Below are 18,376 nucleotides of genomic sequence, written 5' to 3' on the forward strand. Positions count from 1 at the left end.
ACCCATGAGCATCCCGCAGGAGCGCCGTCTCGTCACCGCCATCCCCGGACCCAGGTCGCAGGAGCTGCTGGCCCGCAAGCAGGCCGCCGTGCCGCACGGCATCGGCACCACCCTCCCGGTCTTCGTGACCCGAGCGGGGGGCGGCGTGGTGGAGGACGCCGACGGCAACGCGCTGATCGACTTCGGCTCCGGCATCGCCGTCACGAACGTGGGCAACTCCGCCCCGCGGGTGGTCGAGCGGGTCCAGAAGCAGGTCGCCGACTTCACCCACACCTGCTTCATGGTCACGCCGTACGAGTCGTACGTGCAGGTCTGCGAGAAGCTCAACGAGCTGACCCCCGGCGACCACGACAAGCGCACCTTCCTGGTGAACAGCGGCGCCGAGGCCGTCGAGAACGCGGTCAAGATCGCCCGGTACGCCACCGGCCGGCAGGCGGTCGTGGTGTTCGACCACGGCTACCACGGGCGCACGCTGCTCACGATGACCCTCACGGCCAAGAACATGCCGTACAAGCAGGGCTTCGGCCCGTACGCCCCCGAGGTGTACCGGGTGCCGCTGGCCTACCCGTTCCGCTGGCCGACCGGCCCGGAGAACTGCGCCGAGGAGGCAGCCGCCCAGGCCATCGACATGATCACCAAGCAGGTCGGCGCGACGAACGTGGCCGCCGTGGTGATCGAGCCGATCGCGGGCGAGGGCGGCTTCATCGAGCCGGCCAAGGGCTTCCTGCCGCGGATCGCGGAGTTCTGCCGCGAGAACGGCATCGTGTTCGTGGCCGACGAGGTGCAGACGGGCTTCGCGCGCACCGGTGACCTGTTCGCCTGCGAGGACGAGGGCGTCGTGCCGGACCTCATCTGCACGGCCAAGGGCATCGCGGGCGGCCTGCCGCTGGCCGCGGTGACCGGCCGCGCCGAGATCATGGACAAGGTCCACCCGGGCGGCCTCGGCGGCACGTACGGCGGCAACCCGCTGGCCTGCGAGGCGGCGCTGGGCGTGCTGGAGACCATCGCCGAGGAGGACCTGGTCGCCAAGGCCCGGCGGATCGGCGAGATCATGCTGCCCCGCCTCCGCTCGATGCAGGAGCGCTTCGGCGTGATCGGCGACGTGCGCGGCCGCGGCGCGATGATCGCGATCGAGCTGGTACGGCCCGGCACCAAGGAGCCGGACCCGGCGGCCGTCGCCGAGGTGGTCCGGCGCTGCCACGCGGAGGGCCTGCTGGTGCTCACGGCCGGCACCTACGGCAACGTGCTGCGCTTCCTGCCGCCGCTGGTGATGCCCGAGCACCTGCTGGAGGAGGGCCTCGGCATCCTGGAGAAGGCGCTCGCCGAGCTGTAGACCCTTTACAAAGTAGAATTGTTACAAAACGGGCATCCGGCTTGTGGCTGGATGCCCGTGTTTATGGGCCTTAGAGATGCGGGTCGGGTAGAGAATTCACTCTAGCTTGACGTCCAGCTAGACGATCACGAGAGCGGCCGGGGTTATAACGGATCCGGTGCACGGGTGCGCGATCACCTCGGGGAGCGTGATGAACTGGGGCCCGACAGGAACGGCGCAGGACATGTTGACGTTCGACCCTGACGATCTGAGCTGGGCGCAGCGCGAAGGCGATGCCTGCGCCGTCTGCCACAAGCGGTGGCCGAGACCGCGCGTGCGCGTGGGCCGCCTGCCCGACGACTCCGCCGTGCTGGCCTGCGCCGACTGCGCCGAGGCGCTGCTGCCCGCTGCGCTCGGCACGGTCCTCGCCTTCCCGGCCCGCTGAGGCGGCTACCAGCCGTCCTCGTCGCCGACGTCCACCGACTCCCCGTCGCTCATCCGGGGCGTCATCTTGATGGTCACCTTGTGCGTGACGTTCTTGGCCACCGTCCCCTTGGCGCCCACGGAGACGACCCCGAAGCGCACGCCCGCGTTGCCCGACCCCTCCTTGCGGATCTCCATGCCGAACTCGACGGTCACCTCACCGAGCGCGAACTTCAGGTCCTCGTCCGCACCCCGCTTACGCGCCTCGTCGAGCTGCTTGCGTAACGCGGTGATCGCGTCGTCCAGCTCCACCCATTCGGAATCGCTCACGTCGATCTCCCATCGCGGCTCACAATTCGGGGGAAGCTCATCGTATGTGGAGGTGAGGCGTGGCTGCTGAGTCCGTAAGATCCGTGTACGTGCGCGCCCGGGTGGGCGACGGCCGCAAGGTGTTCGGCAGCGGCTTCCTCGTCGCCCCGTCGCTGGTGCTGACTTCAGCCCACGTGGTCGATGACGTGGGTCACGAGGTCGTCGTCGGGTGGGCCGGGCAGGAGTCGGCGGGCACGGTGGTGTGGCGGCACCGCTCCGGGGCCGTGGACGCGGCGCTGATCCGAGTTCCCGACGCGGGCGAGGGGCTCGGCCGGCGGCCGATGCGGTGGGGGCGGCTCACCAGCACCAAGCCGCGCGTCCCCTGCCAGGCCACCGGCTACCCGAGGGCGCAACGCGAGGAGAGCGGACGGTGGGAGGAGCAGCTGTCCGGTCACGTCAATCCGGGCACCGCCGCCTCCGCCGGCCGTTACGAGATTCACGTGGACGACTCGCTGCCCAGGCTAGGGGCGCCGGGCGAGTCCCCGTGGGCGGGTATGTCCGGTGCGGCGGTTCTGTCCGCCGACGGTCGGCTCGTGATCGGTGTCGTCTCTCAGGACCGCACGGCATACGGCGGCCGCCTGGCCGCCACCCGAGCCCAGGACCTCCTGGCTGATCCGGGCTTTCACGATCTGATCAGGGACGCGACCGGCTGCGTGCCTCTGCTGGAGTCGGTGGAGCTGGCCGGGCTGCTGGACACACCACAGGTCCGGGCCGATCTCCGCTCGCCCGCCTTCCTGCTGCGCGCCGACGCCGAGGTGGTCGCCTTCCGCGGCCGACGGGAGCTGCTCGAGGAGCTGGCCGACTGGTGCGAAGGCGACGGGGTCTCCGTGCGCCTGCTCGCCGGTCCCGGCGGGCAGGGGAAGACCAGGCTGTCGCGGCGGCTGTTGAACGACATGTACGGGCGCGGCTTCGTCGGCGGCCACCTGCTGTCCCGGCGCGTGGACCCGGCCGCCTACGCCGTCTTCGCGCAGACGACGGTGCCGCTCATCGTCGTCGTGGACTACGCCGAGAGCCGGCCCGAGCAGGTGGTGCACCTGCTGGAGCAGGTGCTGCACGGCGGCGACGGGCAGACCGTACGGATTCTGCTGGTGGCCCGCACCGCCGGGGAGTGGTGGACGCAGCTCCGCACCGGCCATCCCGACCTGGAGGCGGCGCTGTCCGGGACCGTCGTGCAGACCCTCCAGCCGCTCGAACCCGACGAGGGCGGCCGCCGCGCCGCCTTCGGTGACGCCTTACGCGACCTCGCCGCTCACCTCGAACGCATCCCCGGCTTCGGCGGCCCCTCGTGGGCCTCGGCGGCCAAGGCCATCGATCCGCCCACCTGGCTGGGCGCCGACGTCCGCGCGTCCATCCTGACCATCCAGATGGCCGCACTCGTGGAGCTGCTGCAGTCGAGCGAGCATCCTGTCGAGGTCCAGGCATCGGACGCGGTCGAGGACGTGCTGCTCAACCACGAACGCCGGTATTGGCAGCGTACGGCGGTCGCGGCGGGCCTGGCGCTCAACCCTAAGTCGCTCGAACGGGCGATCGCCGCGGCCGCGCTGTGCGGTGCCGACGACGCGGCGCAGGCCGGGGCCACGCTGGAGGCGGTACCGGGCTGGGACGGCACCGACGCCGACCGGCGGGAAGCGGCGGCCGGCTGGATCCACGGCCTCTACCCGGCCCCTGCGGGGGAGTACTGGGGCGCCCTCCAGCCGGATCGAATCGGCGAGCACCTGGTTGCGACCGTCACCAGGGACACCCCCGAGCTGCTGAACGTGCTTCTGCCCGCCGCGACCGTCGAGCAGCGCCAGCGGGCACTGGAGGTGCTGGCCCGCGCCTCGGCCCGCGAACAGGACCATTTCCGCCCGATCTTCCGCTCGCTGCTCGGCATCAGGCACTGGCACCTGATCGTGACGATGCTCGACATCACGACGCACGCCGAACGCCCGGAGGCGCTGCGTGCCGCGCTGGCGTCGTTCGTGGAGGAAGAGCAGAACCTGGCCTACGGCGAACTGCTCGCGCTGACGATGGCAACACCCTTGTCGACCCTGGTACTGCGTGACTTCGGGGTACGGGTGGCGGAGCGGCTGGTCATGGTCGCCCGCGAGGAGGCCCGCCGGGCGACCATGACCGGCCGCCTGTGGCCCTTCCGCGTGCCGAAGCGACACAGGGGGGTCGTGAGCGATCTGGCCACGGCACTGGCCTACCTCGCGGAGCGTTACCTGGTCGTGAACCGGCGGGAGGAGGCGGTGGCCGCCGCCGAGGAGTCCGTGGGCGTCAACCGCCGCCTCGGCCGGGACCACGCCCTCGGCCTTGCCGATGCGTTGCGGGTGTTCGCCAATGCGTGCCCGCCCTGGCGGCAGGAGGCGGCGCTGGCAGCCGCCGAGGAGGCGGTGGGGCTGCAGCGCCGCCATATGGACGATGCCGAGCCGGGCTCCTTCGAGAGGGAGCACCGCAAGTCGGAGCTGGCGCATGCCCTCGTCACGCTGTCCACCCTGTACGAGAGGGCTGGCCGAGCTGCCGAGAGCGTGGCGGCGAGCGAGGAGGCGACCGCCATCGAGCACAGGCTCGCCGAGATCGACCCGGACAATCACGTGCCCAGGCTCGTCTCGACGTTGACGACGGCGGCCTCCAGCCGTGCCGGGATGGGCCGGCACGACGACGTGGTCGAACGCGCGGAGCGAGCCGTCGCCCTGCTCCACGACCTTGCCGCTGTCAGCCCCGACCTGCACCTGAACAGCCTCGCCACCGAGCTCAACAATTTGTCGAACGCCTACGGCAACGCCGGACGCCCGGAGGAGGCGTTGGCGGCCGTACAGGAGGCGGTGGCCGTGTTCCGCCGCCTGGCCGCCGCCCATCCCGGCAGACGGCCGGACAGTTCCACCTCCGCCCATGACGGGAGAGGGCTGGACAGCCTGGCCACCGCGCTTGCCAACAACGCCATCCGGTACGCCCTGCTCGAACGGCACGCCGAGGGTCTCGCCCCGATCGAGGAGGCGATCGCGATCCGCGGCGGCGGGACCGGGGAGCCCGAGAAGCTGGCGCACTGCCTGTCGTTGCGCGGCGGGCTGCTTGTCGAGTGCGGGCGTCCGGTGGAGGCGATCGAGCCGCTGTTGCAGAGCCTCCACCTGCTGATCGAGCTGGAAGCCGAGACGCAGGCGGCGGCGATGTGGCTGCGCGCCGCCGGTGAGGCGGACCCCGAGGGGGTGTCGGCCGAGTGGCGGCGGCTCACCGGCGAGGAGGCGGACTGGATAGGCATCTCCTGACGGGCCCGCAGGGCGACCGTTACCGCCGGCAGGAGGCCGATTCCAGCATGGCAGACCTGGAGTATCAGGCGGCTACCAGCCGGGTCTCGCGCATCTCCCACGGGGAGCCGTACTCGTGGAGCAGGTCGAGGAACGGGACGGCGTCGAACGCCTCTGGCCCGAGCACGCCCTCGCCCTTCCAGACGCCGCGTGCGACCAGCTCCAGCGCCACGACGGGGTGGACCGCGGTCTGCCACACGACGGCCTGGGAGCCGTACTCCCGCATCGACCAGTCGTTGTCCACCACGTGGTACAGGTACACCTCACGCGGCACGCCGTCCTTGCCGAGGCCCTTCACCCAGGTGCCGGCGCACGTCTTGCCGTGCATGCGCTCGCCGAGCGTGGCCGGGTCGGGCAGGCGGGCGGCCACGAGGTCGCGCGGCGCCACCTCGGCGCCGCCCACGCGCACCTTCTCGGCGCTGTCGAGGCCGAGCTTGCGCAGCGTCTTGAGCACGCCGATGAACTCGTCGCCGAGCCCGTACTTGAACGTCACCTTGCGCGCGGGGATCCAGCGGGGCACGAGCACGACCTCCTCGTGCTCGACGTTCACGCACTCGACCGGGCCGATGCCGGCCGGGAAGTCGAACACCTCGGGCTCGCTGAACGGCTCGGTGGTGCGCCAGCTCCCGTCCTCCCAGACCACGGGCGGGTTCAGGCACTCCTCGATCGTGGTCCAGATGGAGAACGTGGGCGCGAAGTCGTAGCCGTCCACGACCAGGTTGGAGCCGTCCCGGACACCGACCTCGTCGATGCTCGCGAACAGGTGGTCAGCGGCGTAGCGGGCGAACACGTCGGCCAGCCCCGGCTCGACGCCCATGCCGACCAGCGCCAGCCGGCCCGCGCCCCGCCACTCGCCGTCGAGCGCGAACTGCCGGTCGCCCAACTTCAACCCCGGCTTGCGGTACGGCTCGCTCGGGTGCGGCCTCGACAGCGACATGGCCATGTCGAGGTAGTGCGCCCCCGCGGCGAACGCCGCCTCGAACAGCGGCATCGTGAACCGGGGATCGACGGCGTTGAACAGCACGTCGCACCGGTGCTCGCGGAGGGCCGCCTCGACCTGGGCGCGATCGGAGGCGTCGAGCGCGATCGCGGTGAAGCGCGGGTCGTCCACGGCGGCGACGGCACGGGCCGCCCGGCTCTGTTGAGAGTCGGCGACCACGATGTGTTCGAAGAAATCTCGGCGAGCGGCGATGGGCACCACGGCGGAGCCGACCCCGCCTGCGCCGACCAGGAGGATTCTCATGCTGAGTACCCTACTCACTGACTGGTCATTCAGTCGAGACTGACTGGTCATTCAGTCTAAATTGACGACACGCGAACGCAGGGCTCCCACCTGCGGTGGAGGTCACCTGACGAGCGCGTGCCACCGCTTCTCCCAGGCGGCGTACGCCGGGCAGCCGTCCTTGGGCTTGCACCCGTCGGGCGGGCGGGTGGCGAAGGCGACCCGGTCGAGGTGCTCCGGCTCGTCGACGCCGAACGCGTCGCAGACGCGCCGGGTGGCCTTGGCGCACGCCTTCGGGTTGGCCGGGGCCAGCCCCACCCAGGCGACGGCCTTGCGCTGGACCGCGGCCGTGGCGGTGTAGGCGAGCCAGCGGTAGGCGCACTCGGTGTTGGGCACCCCGGCGCCCAGCATCCAGGAGTCGACCCAGCCGGTGGTGCGCGGCGCGTCGACCGCCTTGACCGGCCGGCCGGCCTCCTGCAGCAGCAGGCGGTAGTACGGGGTGGCCTGGGCGTAGTCGAGCGAGCCGGTGGCGAAGCCCTTGACCAGGTCCAGCGGCTCGGTCCAGTACTCCCGGCCGGGCTGCTCCTCCAGCAGGCCGGCGGCCCTGCCCAGCTCGTCCTTGCCGAGCTCGAACGGGTCGCCCTCGACCCCGTCGGCCAGGGCCGCGTCGGCGATGGTCAGCGGGGTGTCGCGCAGCGCGACGTGGCCCGAGCCGAAGACGTCCCTGAGCGTCGGGTCGCCCTTGACCCGGGAGGAGTCGTACAGGAACTCGTGGAAGCCCCACAGGTAGGGCACCCCGTAGACCTTGCCCGAGCGGACCGTCATGTCGCGGAAGCGCTTGGTGAGGTCGCCGTAGCCGGGCACCTTGGCCGGGTCGACCGGCTGCACCTGCTTGCCCGCGATGAGGTCGGCGGCCAGCACGGGCCCGGCGGAGATCACGTCGTAGGGCCGCTGCCCGACCTGGGCGGCCATCTGGGCGGCGGTCTGCACGGTGTCGTAGCGGGCGATGCGGCAGCCGGTGGTCTTCTCGAACTCGCCGGTGGTGCCGGAGTAGTCGGCGTAGCCGCGGTAGGTGAGGATCTGCAGCGTCCCGTCGCTCTGGGCCGGGCCCTGCGGGGACGTGGACTTGCGCGGCTTGACGCTCGCGGTGGGCGACGGCGTGCCGGTCGCGGCGCTGCGCGGCGCCGGAAGGGACACCCGGGTGGCGCTCGCCCCGGGGAGCGGGACGGCGGCGCCGGATGCCGGGCTCGCCGCGCCCAGGCCCGCGGCGAGGACCGTCGCGGCGAGCGCCAGGACGGGTGTGCGGCGATCCAACGTGGTCCCCCTTGTCCGCGACCCTTGTCGTGACCTGGAGCTTACCGGGGCGCGGACCGGGGAGGGACGCGTGTCCCTCCCCGGTAGGGTCGCGGGGGCCTACGCGTTGGTGGGGAAGCCGAGGTTGACCCCGCCGTGGGAGGGGTCCAGCCAGCGGGAGGTGACGACCTTGCCGCGGGTGTAGAAGTGGACGCCCTCGCTGCCGTGGACGTGCGTGTCGCCGAACAGCGACGCCTTCCAGCCGCCGAAGCTGTAGAACGCCATCGGCACCGGGATCGGCACGTTGACCCCGATCATGCCGACCTCCACCTCGTTCTGGAAGCGCCGGGCGGCGCCGCCGTCGTTGGTGAAGATGGCGGTGCCGTTGCCGTACTCGCCGTCGTTGATGACCCGCACGCCCTCCTCGTACGACGAGACGCGCACGATCGACAGCACCGGCCCGAAGATCTCCTCGGTGTGCACCCGCGAGCCCGCCGGCACGTGGTCGAGCACGGTCGGGCCCAGCCAGAACCCGGGCGCCTCGGACGCCTTGCCGCCGCCGAGGACCGAGCTCTCACGGCCGTCCACGACCAGCTTGGCGCCCTCCTGGAGGCCGAGGTCGAGGTAGGAGGCGACCTTGTCGCGATGCTCGCGCGTGACCAGCGGCCCCATCTGCGCCTTCGGGTCGTCGCCCGGGCCGATCACCAGCCTGCCGACACGCTCGGAGATCTTCTCGACCAGCTCGTCGCCGACGGGGTCCACGGCCAGCACGACGGAGATCGCCATGCACCGCTCACCGGCCGAGCCGAAGCCGGCCGAGACGGCCGAGTCGGCGACCAGGTCGAGGTCGGCGTCCGGGAGCACGAGCATGTGGTTCTTGGCGCCGCCGAGCGCCTGGACGCGCTTGCCGTGGGAGGTGCCGGTCTCGTACACGTAGCGGGCGATCGGGGTGGAGCCGACGAACGAGACGGCCCGCACGTCCGGGTGCTCCAGCAGCCGGTCCACCGCCTCCTTGTCGCCCTGAACGACGTTGAACACGCCGTCGGGCAGCCCCGCCTCCTGCCACAGCCGGGCCATGAGCAGCGACGCCGACGGGTCCTTCTCCGACGGCTTGAGCACGAACGCGTTGCCGCAGGCGATCGCGATCGGGTACATCCACATCGGCACCATGGCCGGGAAGTTGAACGGCGTGATGCCGGCCACGACCCCGAGGGGCTGGCGGATCGAGTAGGAGTCGACCCGGGTCGAGACGCCCTCGGAGAAGCCGCCCTTGAGCAGGTGCGGGATGCCGCAGGCGAACTCGACGACCTCGAGCCCGCGGGCCACCTCGCCGAGCGCGTCGGAGTGCACCTTGCCGTGCTCGGCGGAGATCAGCGCGGCCAGCTCGTCGCGGTGGGTGTTCATGAGCTCGCGGAAGCGGAACAGCACCTGCGTCCGCTTGACCAGTGACGCGTCCCGCCAGGCGGGGAACGCCGCGGCCGCGGCGGCCACCGCCGCGTCCACCTCCTCGACGGAGGCCAGCGCCACGTGCCCGCTCACCTCACCGGTCGCCGGGTTGAAGATGTCCCCGGTACGGCCGTCGCCGCCGGTGAGGGCTCCGCCGATCCAGTGCTGCACTGACTTCACTGCGCCGTCCTTCGCTGGGCTCACTGGGCTCACTGGGTTGCCGCCTCCGCGTTGATGACTTCGAGTGCGTGGACGATGATGCCGAGCCCCTCGGCGGCCTCGTCCATCGTGAGGGTGAGGGGCGGTGCCATGCGGATGGCGGTGCCGTACAGGCCGCCCTTGCCGGCGAGCAGGCCGGCCCGCTTGGTCTCCTCCATGAACCGGGCGGCCTGGGCCGGGGTCTCCAGCTCGACGGCGAACATGAGCCCCTTGCCGCGCACGTCCTTGACGACGGGCAGCCGCTCGGCGGCGGCGCGCAGGCCGTCCGTGATGAGGGCGCCGGTGCGGGCGGCGTTGGCCTGGAGGTCGTGGTCGAGGACGTAGTCGAGCGTGGCGTTGGCGGCGGCCATGGAGATCGGGTTGCCGCCGAACGTGGCCAGCCCCACGGCGGGCAGGGCGTCCATGAGGTCGCCGCGGGCGACGACGCCGCCGACGGCGAACCCGTTGCCGAGGCCCTTGGCGAACGTCATCATGTCGGGCGTCACGCCGTGGTTCTGGATGCCGAAGAACGCGCTGCCGGTGCGGCCCCAGCCGGTCTGCACCTCGTCGGAGATCAGCAGGATGCCCTGCTCGTCCAGGACCTCCTTGTAGGCGGCGAACAGACCGTCGGGGGCCATGGTGAAGCCGCCGACCCCCTGGATGGGCTCGGCGATCAGCGCGGCGACGTCGCCGGCGACCGCGGTGGCGAGCACGTGGCGCAGGTCGTCCACGCACACCTGGATGTACTCGGCGTCGGACAGGCCGCGGAACTGGGCGAGGTGCCGGTCCGCGCCGTGCAGGAAGTGCGCGTTGAGCGGGGAGAGCGAGTTGTTCTTCCAGGCGCGGTTGGAGGTGACGCCGATCGCGCCGAAGCTGCGCCCGTGGTAGCTCTGCCGCATGGCCAGCACCTGGTCGCTCTTGCGGGCGTACGTGGCCAGCAGCAGGGCCGTCTCGTTGGCCTCGGTGCCGGAGTTGGTGAAGAAGACCTTCGCGTCCGGGATGCCGGACAGACGGGCGATCTTCTCGGCCAGCTCGATCTGGCCGCGCAGGAGGTAGACCGTGCTCGTGTGGACGACGCCCGTGGCGAGCTGGCGTTCGACGGCCTCACGCACCTCGGGGACGTCGTAGCCGATCATGTTGGTGAGGATGCCGGCGAAGAAGTCGAGGTAGCTCTTCCCGTCGGCGTCGACGACGCGGTTGCCCTTGCCGCCGACGATCTCGATGGGCTCGTTGTAGTTGAGGGCCAGCCAGTTGGGCATGACGGCCCGGTGGCGCGCGAGAAGCTCCGACATGTTCTGAGTATCCCGTCCTCGCAGGGTTCCCCCCACCGGCAACCTGTCGGCGTGCCGCCGCATCGCCTTACATGCTGTCGGGTGGGTCTCTGGGCTCCGAACCAGTGTATGTCATGACAACAGGACCTCATGCTGTCCGCCCCCTAGGGGATGTCCCGTGCGCCTCCGGGCGTACGGGACGCGCCGGCGGTACGCCGCGCGAGGCACCAGCGAAGACCACCGGCGGCCGACGACCGGAGGGGTCCTCCTCGGCCACGATCGGATCATCACGACGACGACCCGAGGAGACACCCGCCATGACCATCACCCTGGACCCCGCCGTTGAGCGCCCCGAGCTGCCCTCCGGTCCCCCGAAGCTCGGTCGCGACCTGCTCCGGCAGGCCGAGCGCGACACGCTCGCCACCCCGCGCATGGACTACAGCCTGCTGGCGCGGATGATGTTCAAGCCGGTCGACCTCATGTACGGGCGGCAGGGCTCGTTCACCAAGTTCGCCATGCTGGAGATCATCGCCCGCGTGCCGTACCAGGCGTGGGAGCGGATGGGCTACTGGGCGGTGCACCGCCACGCGGGGCGCTCGGCACTGGCCAGGAGGGTGTTCGAGCGGATCGTGGAGGCCCGCGCCGACCAGGACAACGAGCAGTGGCACCTGCTGATCATGCAGGATCTCGTCCAGCGCAACGGCGAGAAGCAGTCATGGCTGCTGCACAGGCTGGCGCCGTGGTTCATCTCGTTCTTCTACTACCACGTGTCGTGGGTGCTGTTCCTGCTCCGGCCCGACTGGTCCTACCGGCTCAACGCCGAGTTCGAGGACCACGCCGAGCACGAGTACATGACCTTCGTGGCCGAGAACCCCGCCCTGGACCTCGTGCCCGACCCGGGCACCTACGCCGCCGAGTACGGCCGCCAGCGGTCGGTGGCCGACCTGCTGCGGCAGATCGGCCACGACGAGCGCGTCCACAAGCTCGACAGCCTGGAGGCCATGCGCGAGCCCCGGCTCCGCTGACGTGCCGCCTCAGACCCGCTCGGGCTCGGGGGCGACCGCGGGAGCCGGCGACCGCATGACCGACAGCGCGAGCAGCGCGGCGGCCACGCAGAATCCGCACCCCACCCACGCGCCGAGATGCATGGCGTCGGTGAACGCGGCGCGGGCGGGCTCGGCGAAGCCCAGCCGGATCGCGTCGCCGATCGACTCCTTGGCCGCGTCGGGCACACCGGCCGGCATGGACGAGGTGAACACCCCGGCCAGCACGCTGCCCAGGATCGCGATGCTCATGGCCATGCCGACCTGCTGAACCGTGTCGTTCAGCGCCGAGCCCACCCCGGCGTGCTCCAGGGGGATGGCCCCCATGAGCGAGGCGTAGGCCGCCGGACCGGCCAGGCCGCCGCCGATCCCCATGACCAGCAGCCCGGTCAGCACCGGCACGTAGCCGGTGGTCGTGGCGAGCACCACGAACCCGCCGGCCATGACCACCAGGCCCACGCCGACCAGGACCCGGTTGCTCACCCGCTGCCCGAGCGCCGCGCCCAGGCCGTTGAACAGCGCCGCCGCCACCGCGTACGGCAGCAGCGCCAGCCCCGCCCGCATGGGCCCGTAGCCGAGCACGAACTGCAGGTACTGCGTCAGCATGAGCATCACCGCGCCCGCGCCGAACGACATGAGCAGGATGGAGAAGGACGCCCCGCTGAAGTTGCGGTTGCGGAACAGCTCCAGCGGCAGCATCGGGTGCTCCTGGCGGCGCTCCCACACCACGAACGCGCCGAGGGCGAGCACCGCGGTCACGATGCCGGCCACGTTCCACTCGCGCTCGATGATGACGTAGACGGCGGCGCTCAGCCCGACGACCGACAGGACCACGCCGACCGGGTCGATCCGCCGCCCCGAGCTGCGGGTCTCGGGCATGAGGACGAAGGCGGCCAGGATGGCGAGGGCGGCGATCGGCACGTTCAGCAGGAAGACCGAGCCCCACCAGTAGTGCTCGAGCAGGAAGCCGCCCAGCGTGGGACCGGCGATCACGCTCACCATGGCGACGGCGCTCCAGGCGGCCATCGCCTTGCGCCGCTCAGCCTCGTCGAAGACGGTCATCAGGATGGACAGCGTCGAGGGCATGAGGATCGAGCCGCCGACGCCCATCAGCGCCCGCGCGCCGATGAGCTGCCACGGCTCGGAGGCCAGCACGGCCAGCAGCGACGCGCCGCCGAAGAAGGCAAGCCCGATGATCAGGAACTTCCGGCGCCCGTACCGGTCGGACAGGCTGCCCGCCGTCAGCAGCAGTCCGGCGAACGCGAGCACATAGGCGTCGAGGATCCACTGGATGTCGCCCGGGGTCGCGCCCAGGTCCCGGATCAGCGAGGGGATGGCCAGGTTGAGGACGGTTCCGTCCACGCCCAGCACCAGCACGGACAGGCACAGGACGACGAGAGTCCACCACCGCCGGGGGTCTCGCACATCGTTCGAGTCATCTCGTACATCGTTCGACTTCACTCGCACACTGTACGACGTCTCTCGTACGCTGTGCGAGTGGTTTTATCCTGGAGGAATGACCGGCAAGCAGATCTCCTCCGTCTGGACCCGTGACGCCCGGCCGGCCCGGACCCCGGGCCGCACTCGCGAGGAGATCGCCCGCGCGACGCTGGAGCTGCTCGACGCCGAGGGGCTCGACGGGCTCAGCATCCGCAAGCTCGGCGCCAAGCTGGGCGCCGGCGCGACGAGCATCTACTGGTACGTCGGGAACAAGGACGAGCTGCTGGAGCTCGCCTACGACGAGATCTGGGGCGAGATCACCCTGCCGATCCCGGAGAGCCTGGGGTGGCGCGACACCGTCTCCGCCTTCGCCTACAGCATGCGCCACGTCATGCTCCGCCATCCCTGGGTCGGCTCGCTCATCGGCCGCCTGCCCGCCCTCGGCCCCAACGCGATGGCCATGTCCGACCGGCTGCGCAGGACCTTCCGGCTGGCCGGCTTCGACGGCATGGACATCGACTACGCCAACGCCACGCTCACCGCGTACGTGTTCGGCACGGTCATCCCCGAGATCGCGTGGAGCACCTCGATGGGCGGCGAGGAGCTCGACATGGACGCCATGCGCGGGACCTTCGAGCACGTCGCCAGGGACTTCCCCGACCTGCTGGAGCGACTCGTCGAGGTCAACGAGAAGGTGACCGTGTCCGAGACCGACAGGCTGCGGGCGGTCAGCTTCGACTTCGGGCTCGTCGCGGTGCTCGATGGCCTTGAGGCGCGGCTGCGCTCGTAGCAGATTGAGGGCATGGGACATGACGGGCTGGACCTTCCAGGCGTAGCCGGCTTCCGCGCCGCGCGCGACCTGCTGCTGGGCGCCGACTACGAGACCGCTCGCCGGGAGTTCCGCTGGCCGCGGCCGGCGGAGTTCAACTGGGCGCTCGACTGGTTCGACGGAGTGCTGGCCGCCGAGACACCCGGCGCCGTCGCGCTGCGGATCGTCGGGCAGGCAGGCCCCGTCTCACTCACCTTCGCCGAGTTGTCCGCCCGCTCCTCCCGGGTCGCCCACTGGCTGCACGAGCAGGGCGTGCGGCGCGGCGACCGCGTCCTGCTGATGCTCGGCAACCAGGTCGAGCTGTGGGAGAGCCTGCTCGCCGCCATGAAGCTCGGCGCCGTCGTCATCCCCGCCACGACGCTGCTGACGGCCAAGGACGTCGCCGAGCGCGTCGAGCGGGCCGGCGTCGCCCACGTCATCGCCAACGCCTCCGACGCCGGCAAGTTCGCCGCGGGGCCGTACACCCGGATCGCCGTCGGCGACGCGTACGGCTGGCTGCCCTACCACGAGAGCGCCGAGGCGAGCACCCGCCACGTCCCCGACGGGACCACCCGCTCCGGCGACCCGCTGCTGCTCTACTTCACCTCGGGGACGACCTCCCGGCCCAAGCTGGTCGAGCACTCCCACCTGTCCTATCCCGCGGGCCACCTGTCCACGATGTACTGGATCGGCCTGCGGCCCGGCGACGTGCACCTCAACGTGTCCTCGGCCGGCTGGGCCAAGCACGCGTGGAGCAGCGTGTTCGCGCCGTGGAACGCGGGGGCGACCGTGCTGGTCCACGACTACCGGCGCTTCTCCGCGGCCGCGCTGCTGGAGGTGCTGCGCGACGAGGCCGTCACCACGTTCTGCGCCCCGCCGACCGTGTGGCGGATGCTCATCCAGGAGGACCTGGCGGCCTGGCGGCTGCCCCTGCGCACCGCCGTCGCAGCGGGCGAGCCGCTGAACCCGGAGATCATCGACCAGGTGGCCAAGGCGTGGGGGCTGACGATCCGCGACGGCTACGGCCAGACCGAGACCACCGCCCAGATCGGCAACGTGCCGGACGAGCCGGTCAAGCCCGGGTCGATGGGCCGGCCGCTGCCCGGGTACGAGATCACGCTGGTCGACCCGGTCACCGGCCGGCCGGGCGACGACGGCGAGATCTGCCTGTCGCTCGGCGACCCGCCCGCGGGCCTGATGACCGGCTACGCGGGCGGCTCCGGCGGCGCCGATGCCGACGGCTTCTACCACACCGGTGACGTGGCCACCCGCGACGCCGACGGCTACATCACCTACGTGGGCCGCACCGACGACGTCTTCAAGGCGTCCGACTACCGCATCTCGCCGTTCGAGCTGGAGAGCGTCCTGCTGGAGCACCAGGCTGTGGCCGAGGCTGCCGTGGTGCCCGCCCCCGACCCGGTGCGGCTGGCCGTGCCCAAGGCGTACGTGACGCTCGTCCCGGGCTTCGAGCCCTCCGACGACACCGCGCGGTCGATCTTCGAGCACTGCCGGCGCGAGCTCCCGCCGTACCAGCGGGTACGGCGGCTGGAGTTCGGCGAGCTGCCGAAGACGATCTCCGGCAAGATCCGCCGGGTCGAACTGCGCGAGCGCCCGCCCGGCCGGGAGTTCACGGACGGGAGCTGACCGGGCGCCCCGGCTTCCGTCAGTAGATCACTATGTAAATGGGTGCATTGCCGATCTTACAAGCTGATCGGATAGGCTCTGTCCGTGCTGCCCACCATCGCCGATGTGCTCGCCTTGGAGACCGTTCGCCGGGGTGGCCCGCAGGTGGTCGCGGGCGGGGACCGGCTGGGCAGCAAGGTGCGGTGGGTCCACGTCGGCGAGATCGCCGACATCGCCGCCCTGCTGCGCGGCGGCGAGCTGGTGCTCACCACCGGCGTCGCCCTGCCGAGCGACCCCGAGAAGCTGGCCGACTACATCGGCGAGCTGGCGGCGGTGGGCGTCGCCGGGCTCTTCGTGGAGCTGGGACGCAGGTTCGTCGGCGAGCTGCCCGCCTCGGTCGTCAAGGCCGCCGAGCAGCACGGGCTGCCGCTCGTCGTGCTGACCCGCGAGACGCCGTTCGTGCAGATCACCGAGTCGGTGCACGCCCGCATCATCGACATCCAGCTGGAGGAGCTGCGGGCCTCCGAGCAGCTGCACGAGGTGTTCACCGAGCTGTCCGTCGAGGGCGCCTCGCCCGCCGAGGTGCTCGCCCAGGTGGCCCGCCTGTCGGGGCGCCCCGTACTCCTGGAGAACCTCGCCCACCAAGTCCTGGCCTGCGAGTCGGCCGGCCGTGACATCGGCGCCCTGCTCGCCGGCTGGGAGACCCGCTCGCGCGCCGTGGCCCCGCCCGAGCGCACCGCGTACGACCCGGCCTCCGGCTGGCTGGTCACCACCGTCGGGGCCCGCGGCCAGGACTGGGGGCGGCTGATCCTGCTGTGCGACGTGCCGCCCTCGCCCCGCGACCTGGTGCTCGCCGAGCGCGCCGCGACCACCCTCGCCCTCGGCCGCCTGCTCGAACGCCACCAGGAGTCGCTCGAACGCCAGGCCCACGGCACGATACTCACCGGCATCCTCACCCACGCCTACGCCGACCCGGACGAGGCCGCCGCCCGCGCCCGCGCCGTCGGCGTGCCCATCACCGGCCGCAAGCTGATCAGCGTCGTCATCCGGCCCACCGACCCCGTCGAGCAGGCCCTCGACGGGCAGGCCCAGCTCGGCGAGCTCGCGGAGGCCGCCGCCGCGGCCTGCCGCGACGCCCGCCTGCCGGCCCTCGTCGGCGCGCTCGACCAGGACCGCGTCGGCCTCCTGCTGCCGCTGCCGCCGCGCACCCAGGCCGAGCCCGCGCTCACCGCCGTCGCCGAGCGCCTGCGCATCCTGTGGAAGCCCGGCGCCTCGTTCGTGCTCGCGGCCGGCTCCGTGGTCGAGTCCATCAGGGACGTACGGCGCAGCTTCCTCGAGGCCGAGCAGGTGGCCGACGTGGCCGTGCGCCAGCCGGACGGCCGGCCCTTCTACCGGCTGCCCGACCTGCGGCTGCGGGGGCTGCTCCACCTGCTGCGCGACGACGCCCGGCTGCAGACGTTTGCCGAGCGGGAGCTCGGGCCGCTGCTCGCCCACGACGCCCAGCGCGGCGGCGACCTCACCCGGATCCTGCGGACCTACCTCGACGCGGGACGCAACAAGGCGGTGGCCGCCCAGAAGGCGCACCTGTCCCGGCCGGCCTTCTACGACCGGCTCCGCCGCCTCGAACGCATCCTCGACACCGATCTCGACGACGTCGAGTCGTGCCTGTCGCTCCACGTCGCCCTCCTCGCCCTGGAGTCCTTCCGCCGCGACACCCGCTGAGCCGCTCGGCGCCGCCGGCTTCTTCAGGAACGCTCCATTCCGTTCGGGGACGCTCCGTGACGAGATCCCATCGCTCGGCAAGCCCGCTCCAGACGGCGATGTCAATCTCGTAACCTCTCCCACCGATTAGCGTGTTTCGCTCACCCGCTGACCATGATCACGACAGGATGGTGCGGCCCGTTGTCCGCCCTCTGGAGTTTTCATGTCTCGACGCACCCTCGCCGCCGGTCTGTCCCTGGCCGCCGCCCTCACGGTCACCACCGCGCCGGTCGCCGCCGCGGACCAGGTGTCGGTCCGGTTCCCGTCCGCCAAGTTCCCGCTGGGGACTCAGCTCGTGCCGACGAAGAAGCAGACCAGCGTGGCGCAGGGCATCGACCTGTACGACGTGCAGGCCGGCCGCGCCAGCGACGGCTACACGGTCTCCGTCCTCATGCCGAGCGGCCGTGACTACGGGATGCGGCAGACCGCCGAATCCGTGCTCGCCGAGGTGGAGGCCGCCGGCGAGACCGCCACACTGGTGGAGGTCGTCCGCCCCAGCGTCGCGGACGCCCCCTCGCAGACCGTCTACATGGTGCGGGTCGGCACATGGAAGCTGGAGGAGAAGAAGAAGGCCGACGAGATGGTGGCCAAGCTCAAGGACGCCGGCCTGAAGTCCAGGGTGGACTACGTCGGCGACGACGGCCACGACACCACCGGCCCGTGGAGCGTCAAGGTCATGATGATCGACGCCCGGACGTTCCGCGGCTCGTACGCCTCCTCCCTCGGTACCAGCGTCGCCGCCCGCGAGAAGGTCTCCGCCATGGCCAAGGCCGCGCACGCGGTCGCGGCCGTCAACGGCGGCTTCTTCAACATCCACACCGCCAAGAACCTCCAGGGCGAGCCGGTCGGCGCGTCGGTGGTGGCGGGCAAGCTGCTGAGC

At 71.5% G+C, this 18,376-nt stretch carries 13 protein-coding genes and 1 pseudogene; 8 read left to right on the top strand and 6 right to left on the bottom strand.

Annotated elements, in window-relative coordinates:
* Window positions 1-4 precede the first annotated feature (4 nt).
* Both gabT and MTP10_RS39115 read left to right on the top strand, forming a co-directional pair.
* Window positions 5-1,333, top strand: a complete 1,329-nt coding sequence (gene gabT / locus MTP10_RS39110; RefSeq protein WP_310716616.1) for a 4-aminobutyrate--2-oxoglutarate transaminase — start codon at window positions 5-7, stop codon at window positions 1,331-1,333.
* Window positions 1,334-1,556: 223 nt separating this feature from the next.
* Window positions 1,557-1,757, top strand: a complete 201-nt coding sequence (locus tag MTP10_RS39115; protein ID WP_310716617.1) for a hypothetical protein — start codon at window positions 1,557-1,559, stop codon at window positions 1,755-1,757.
* Between the two features lie 5 nt (window positions 1,758-1,762).
* Here the strand turns inward: MTP10_RS39115 and MTP10_RS39120 are convergent, their stop codons facing one another.
* A complete protein-coding gene (locus MTP10_RS39120; protein WP_310716618.1) occupies window positions 1,763-2,065 on the bottom strand; it encodes a trypco2 family protein in 303 nt (100 codons plus the stop codon).
* 59 nt (window positions 2,066-2,124) lie between these two features.
* On the opposite strand from MTP10_RS39120, the gene MTP10_RS39125 reads away from it, so the two are divergent.
* Window positions 2,125-5,352, top strand: a complete 3,228-nt coding sequence (locus MTP10_RS39125) for a tetratricopeptide repeat-containing serine protease family protein (RefSeq protein ID WP_310716620.1) — start codon at window positions 2,125-2,127, stop codon at window positions 5,350-5,352.
* 64 nt (window positions 5,353-5,416) lie between these two features.
* Here MTP10_RS39125 and MTP10_RS39130 read toward each other — a convergent pair whose 3' ends face one another.
* From MTP10_RS39130 to MTP10_RS39145, 4 genes are all read right to left on the bottom strand, one after another.
* A complete protein-coding gene (locus MTP10_RS39130) occupies window positions 5,417-6,634 on the bottom strand; it encodes a saccharopine dehydrogenase C-terminal domain-containing protein (protein WP_310716621.1) in 1,218 nt (405 codons plus the stop codon).
* 102 nt (window positions 6,635-6,736) lie between these two features.
* Window positions 6,737-7,927: an extracellular solute-binding protein gene (locus MTP10_RS39135; protein WP_310716624.1), complete on the bottom strand. Its 1,191-nt coding sequence runs from the start codon at window positions 7,925-7,927 to the stop codon at window positions 6,737-6,739.
* Between the two features lie 99 nt (window positions 7,928-8,026).
* Window positions 8,027-9,532, bottom strand: coding sequence for a CoA-acylating methylmalonate-semialdehyde dehydrogenase (locus tag MTP10_RS39140; protein WP_310716626.1), 1,506 nt, complete (start codon window positions 9,530-9,532; stop codon window positions 8,027-8,029).
* A 29-nt stretch (window positions 9,533-9,561) separates the two neighbouring features.
* A complete protein-coding gene (locus MTP10_RS39145; protein ID WP_310716627.1) occupies window positions 9,562-10,842 on the bottom strand; it encodes an aspartate aminotransferase family protein in 1,281 nt (426 codons plus the stop codon).
* Window positions 10,843-11,138: 296 nt separating this feature from the next.
* On the opposite strand from MTP10_RS39145, the gene MTP10_RS39150 reads away from it, so the two are divergent.
* On the top strand, window positions 11,139-11,846 hold the full coding sequence (locus tag MTP10_RS39150) for an alternative oxidase (protein ID WP_310716628.1): 708 nt from the start codon (window positions 11,139-11,141) through the stop codon (window positions 11,844-11,846).
* 9 nt (window positions 11,847-11,855) lie between these two features.
* Here the strand turns inward: MTP10_RS39150 and MTP10_RS39155 are convergent, their stop codons facing one another.
* Window positions 11,856-13,325, bottom strand: coding sequence for an MFS transporter (locus tag MTP10_RS39155; protein WP_310716629.1), 1,470 nt, complete (start codon window positions 13,323-13,325; stop codon window positions 11,856-11,858).
* Window positions 13,326-13,380: 55 nt separating this feature from the next.
* Here MTP10_RS39155 and MTP10_RS39160 point away from each other — a divergent pair, with 55 nt between their 5' ends.
* The 4 genes and pseudogenes from MTP10_RS39160 to MTP10_RS39175 all read left to right on the top strand — a co-directional run.
* Entirely contained in the window at window positions 13,381-14,094 is a 714-nt protein-coding gene (locus MTP10_RS39160; RefSeq protein ID WP_310716630.1) for a TetR/AcrR family transcriptional regulator, read from the top strand.
* 12 nt (window positions 14,095-14,106) lie between these two features.
* Entirely contained in the window at window positions 14,107-15,756 is a 1,650-nt protein-coding gene (locus MTP10_RS39165) for an AMP-binding protein (RefSeq protein WP_310716631.1), read from the top strand.
* An 84-nt stretch (window positions 15,757-15,840) separates the two neighbouring features.
* Entirely contained in the window at window positions 15,841-17,457 is a 1,617-nt protein-coding gene (locus MTP10_RS39170) for a PucR family transcriptional regulator ligand-binding domain-containing protein (protein ID WP_310716633.1), read from the top strand.
* Between the two features lie 202 nt (window positions 17,458-17,659).
* Window positions 17,660-18,376, top strand: a pseudogene (locus MTP10_RS39175) (phosphodiester glycosidase family protein); the annotation flags it as partial.

This window comes from Nonomuraea sp. 3-1Str, assembly GCF_031570565.1.
Classification (GTDB): Bacteria; Actinomycetota; Actinomycetes; order Streptosporangiales; family Streptosporangiaceae; genus Nonomuraea.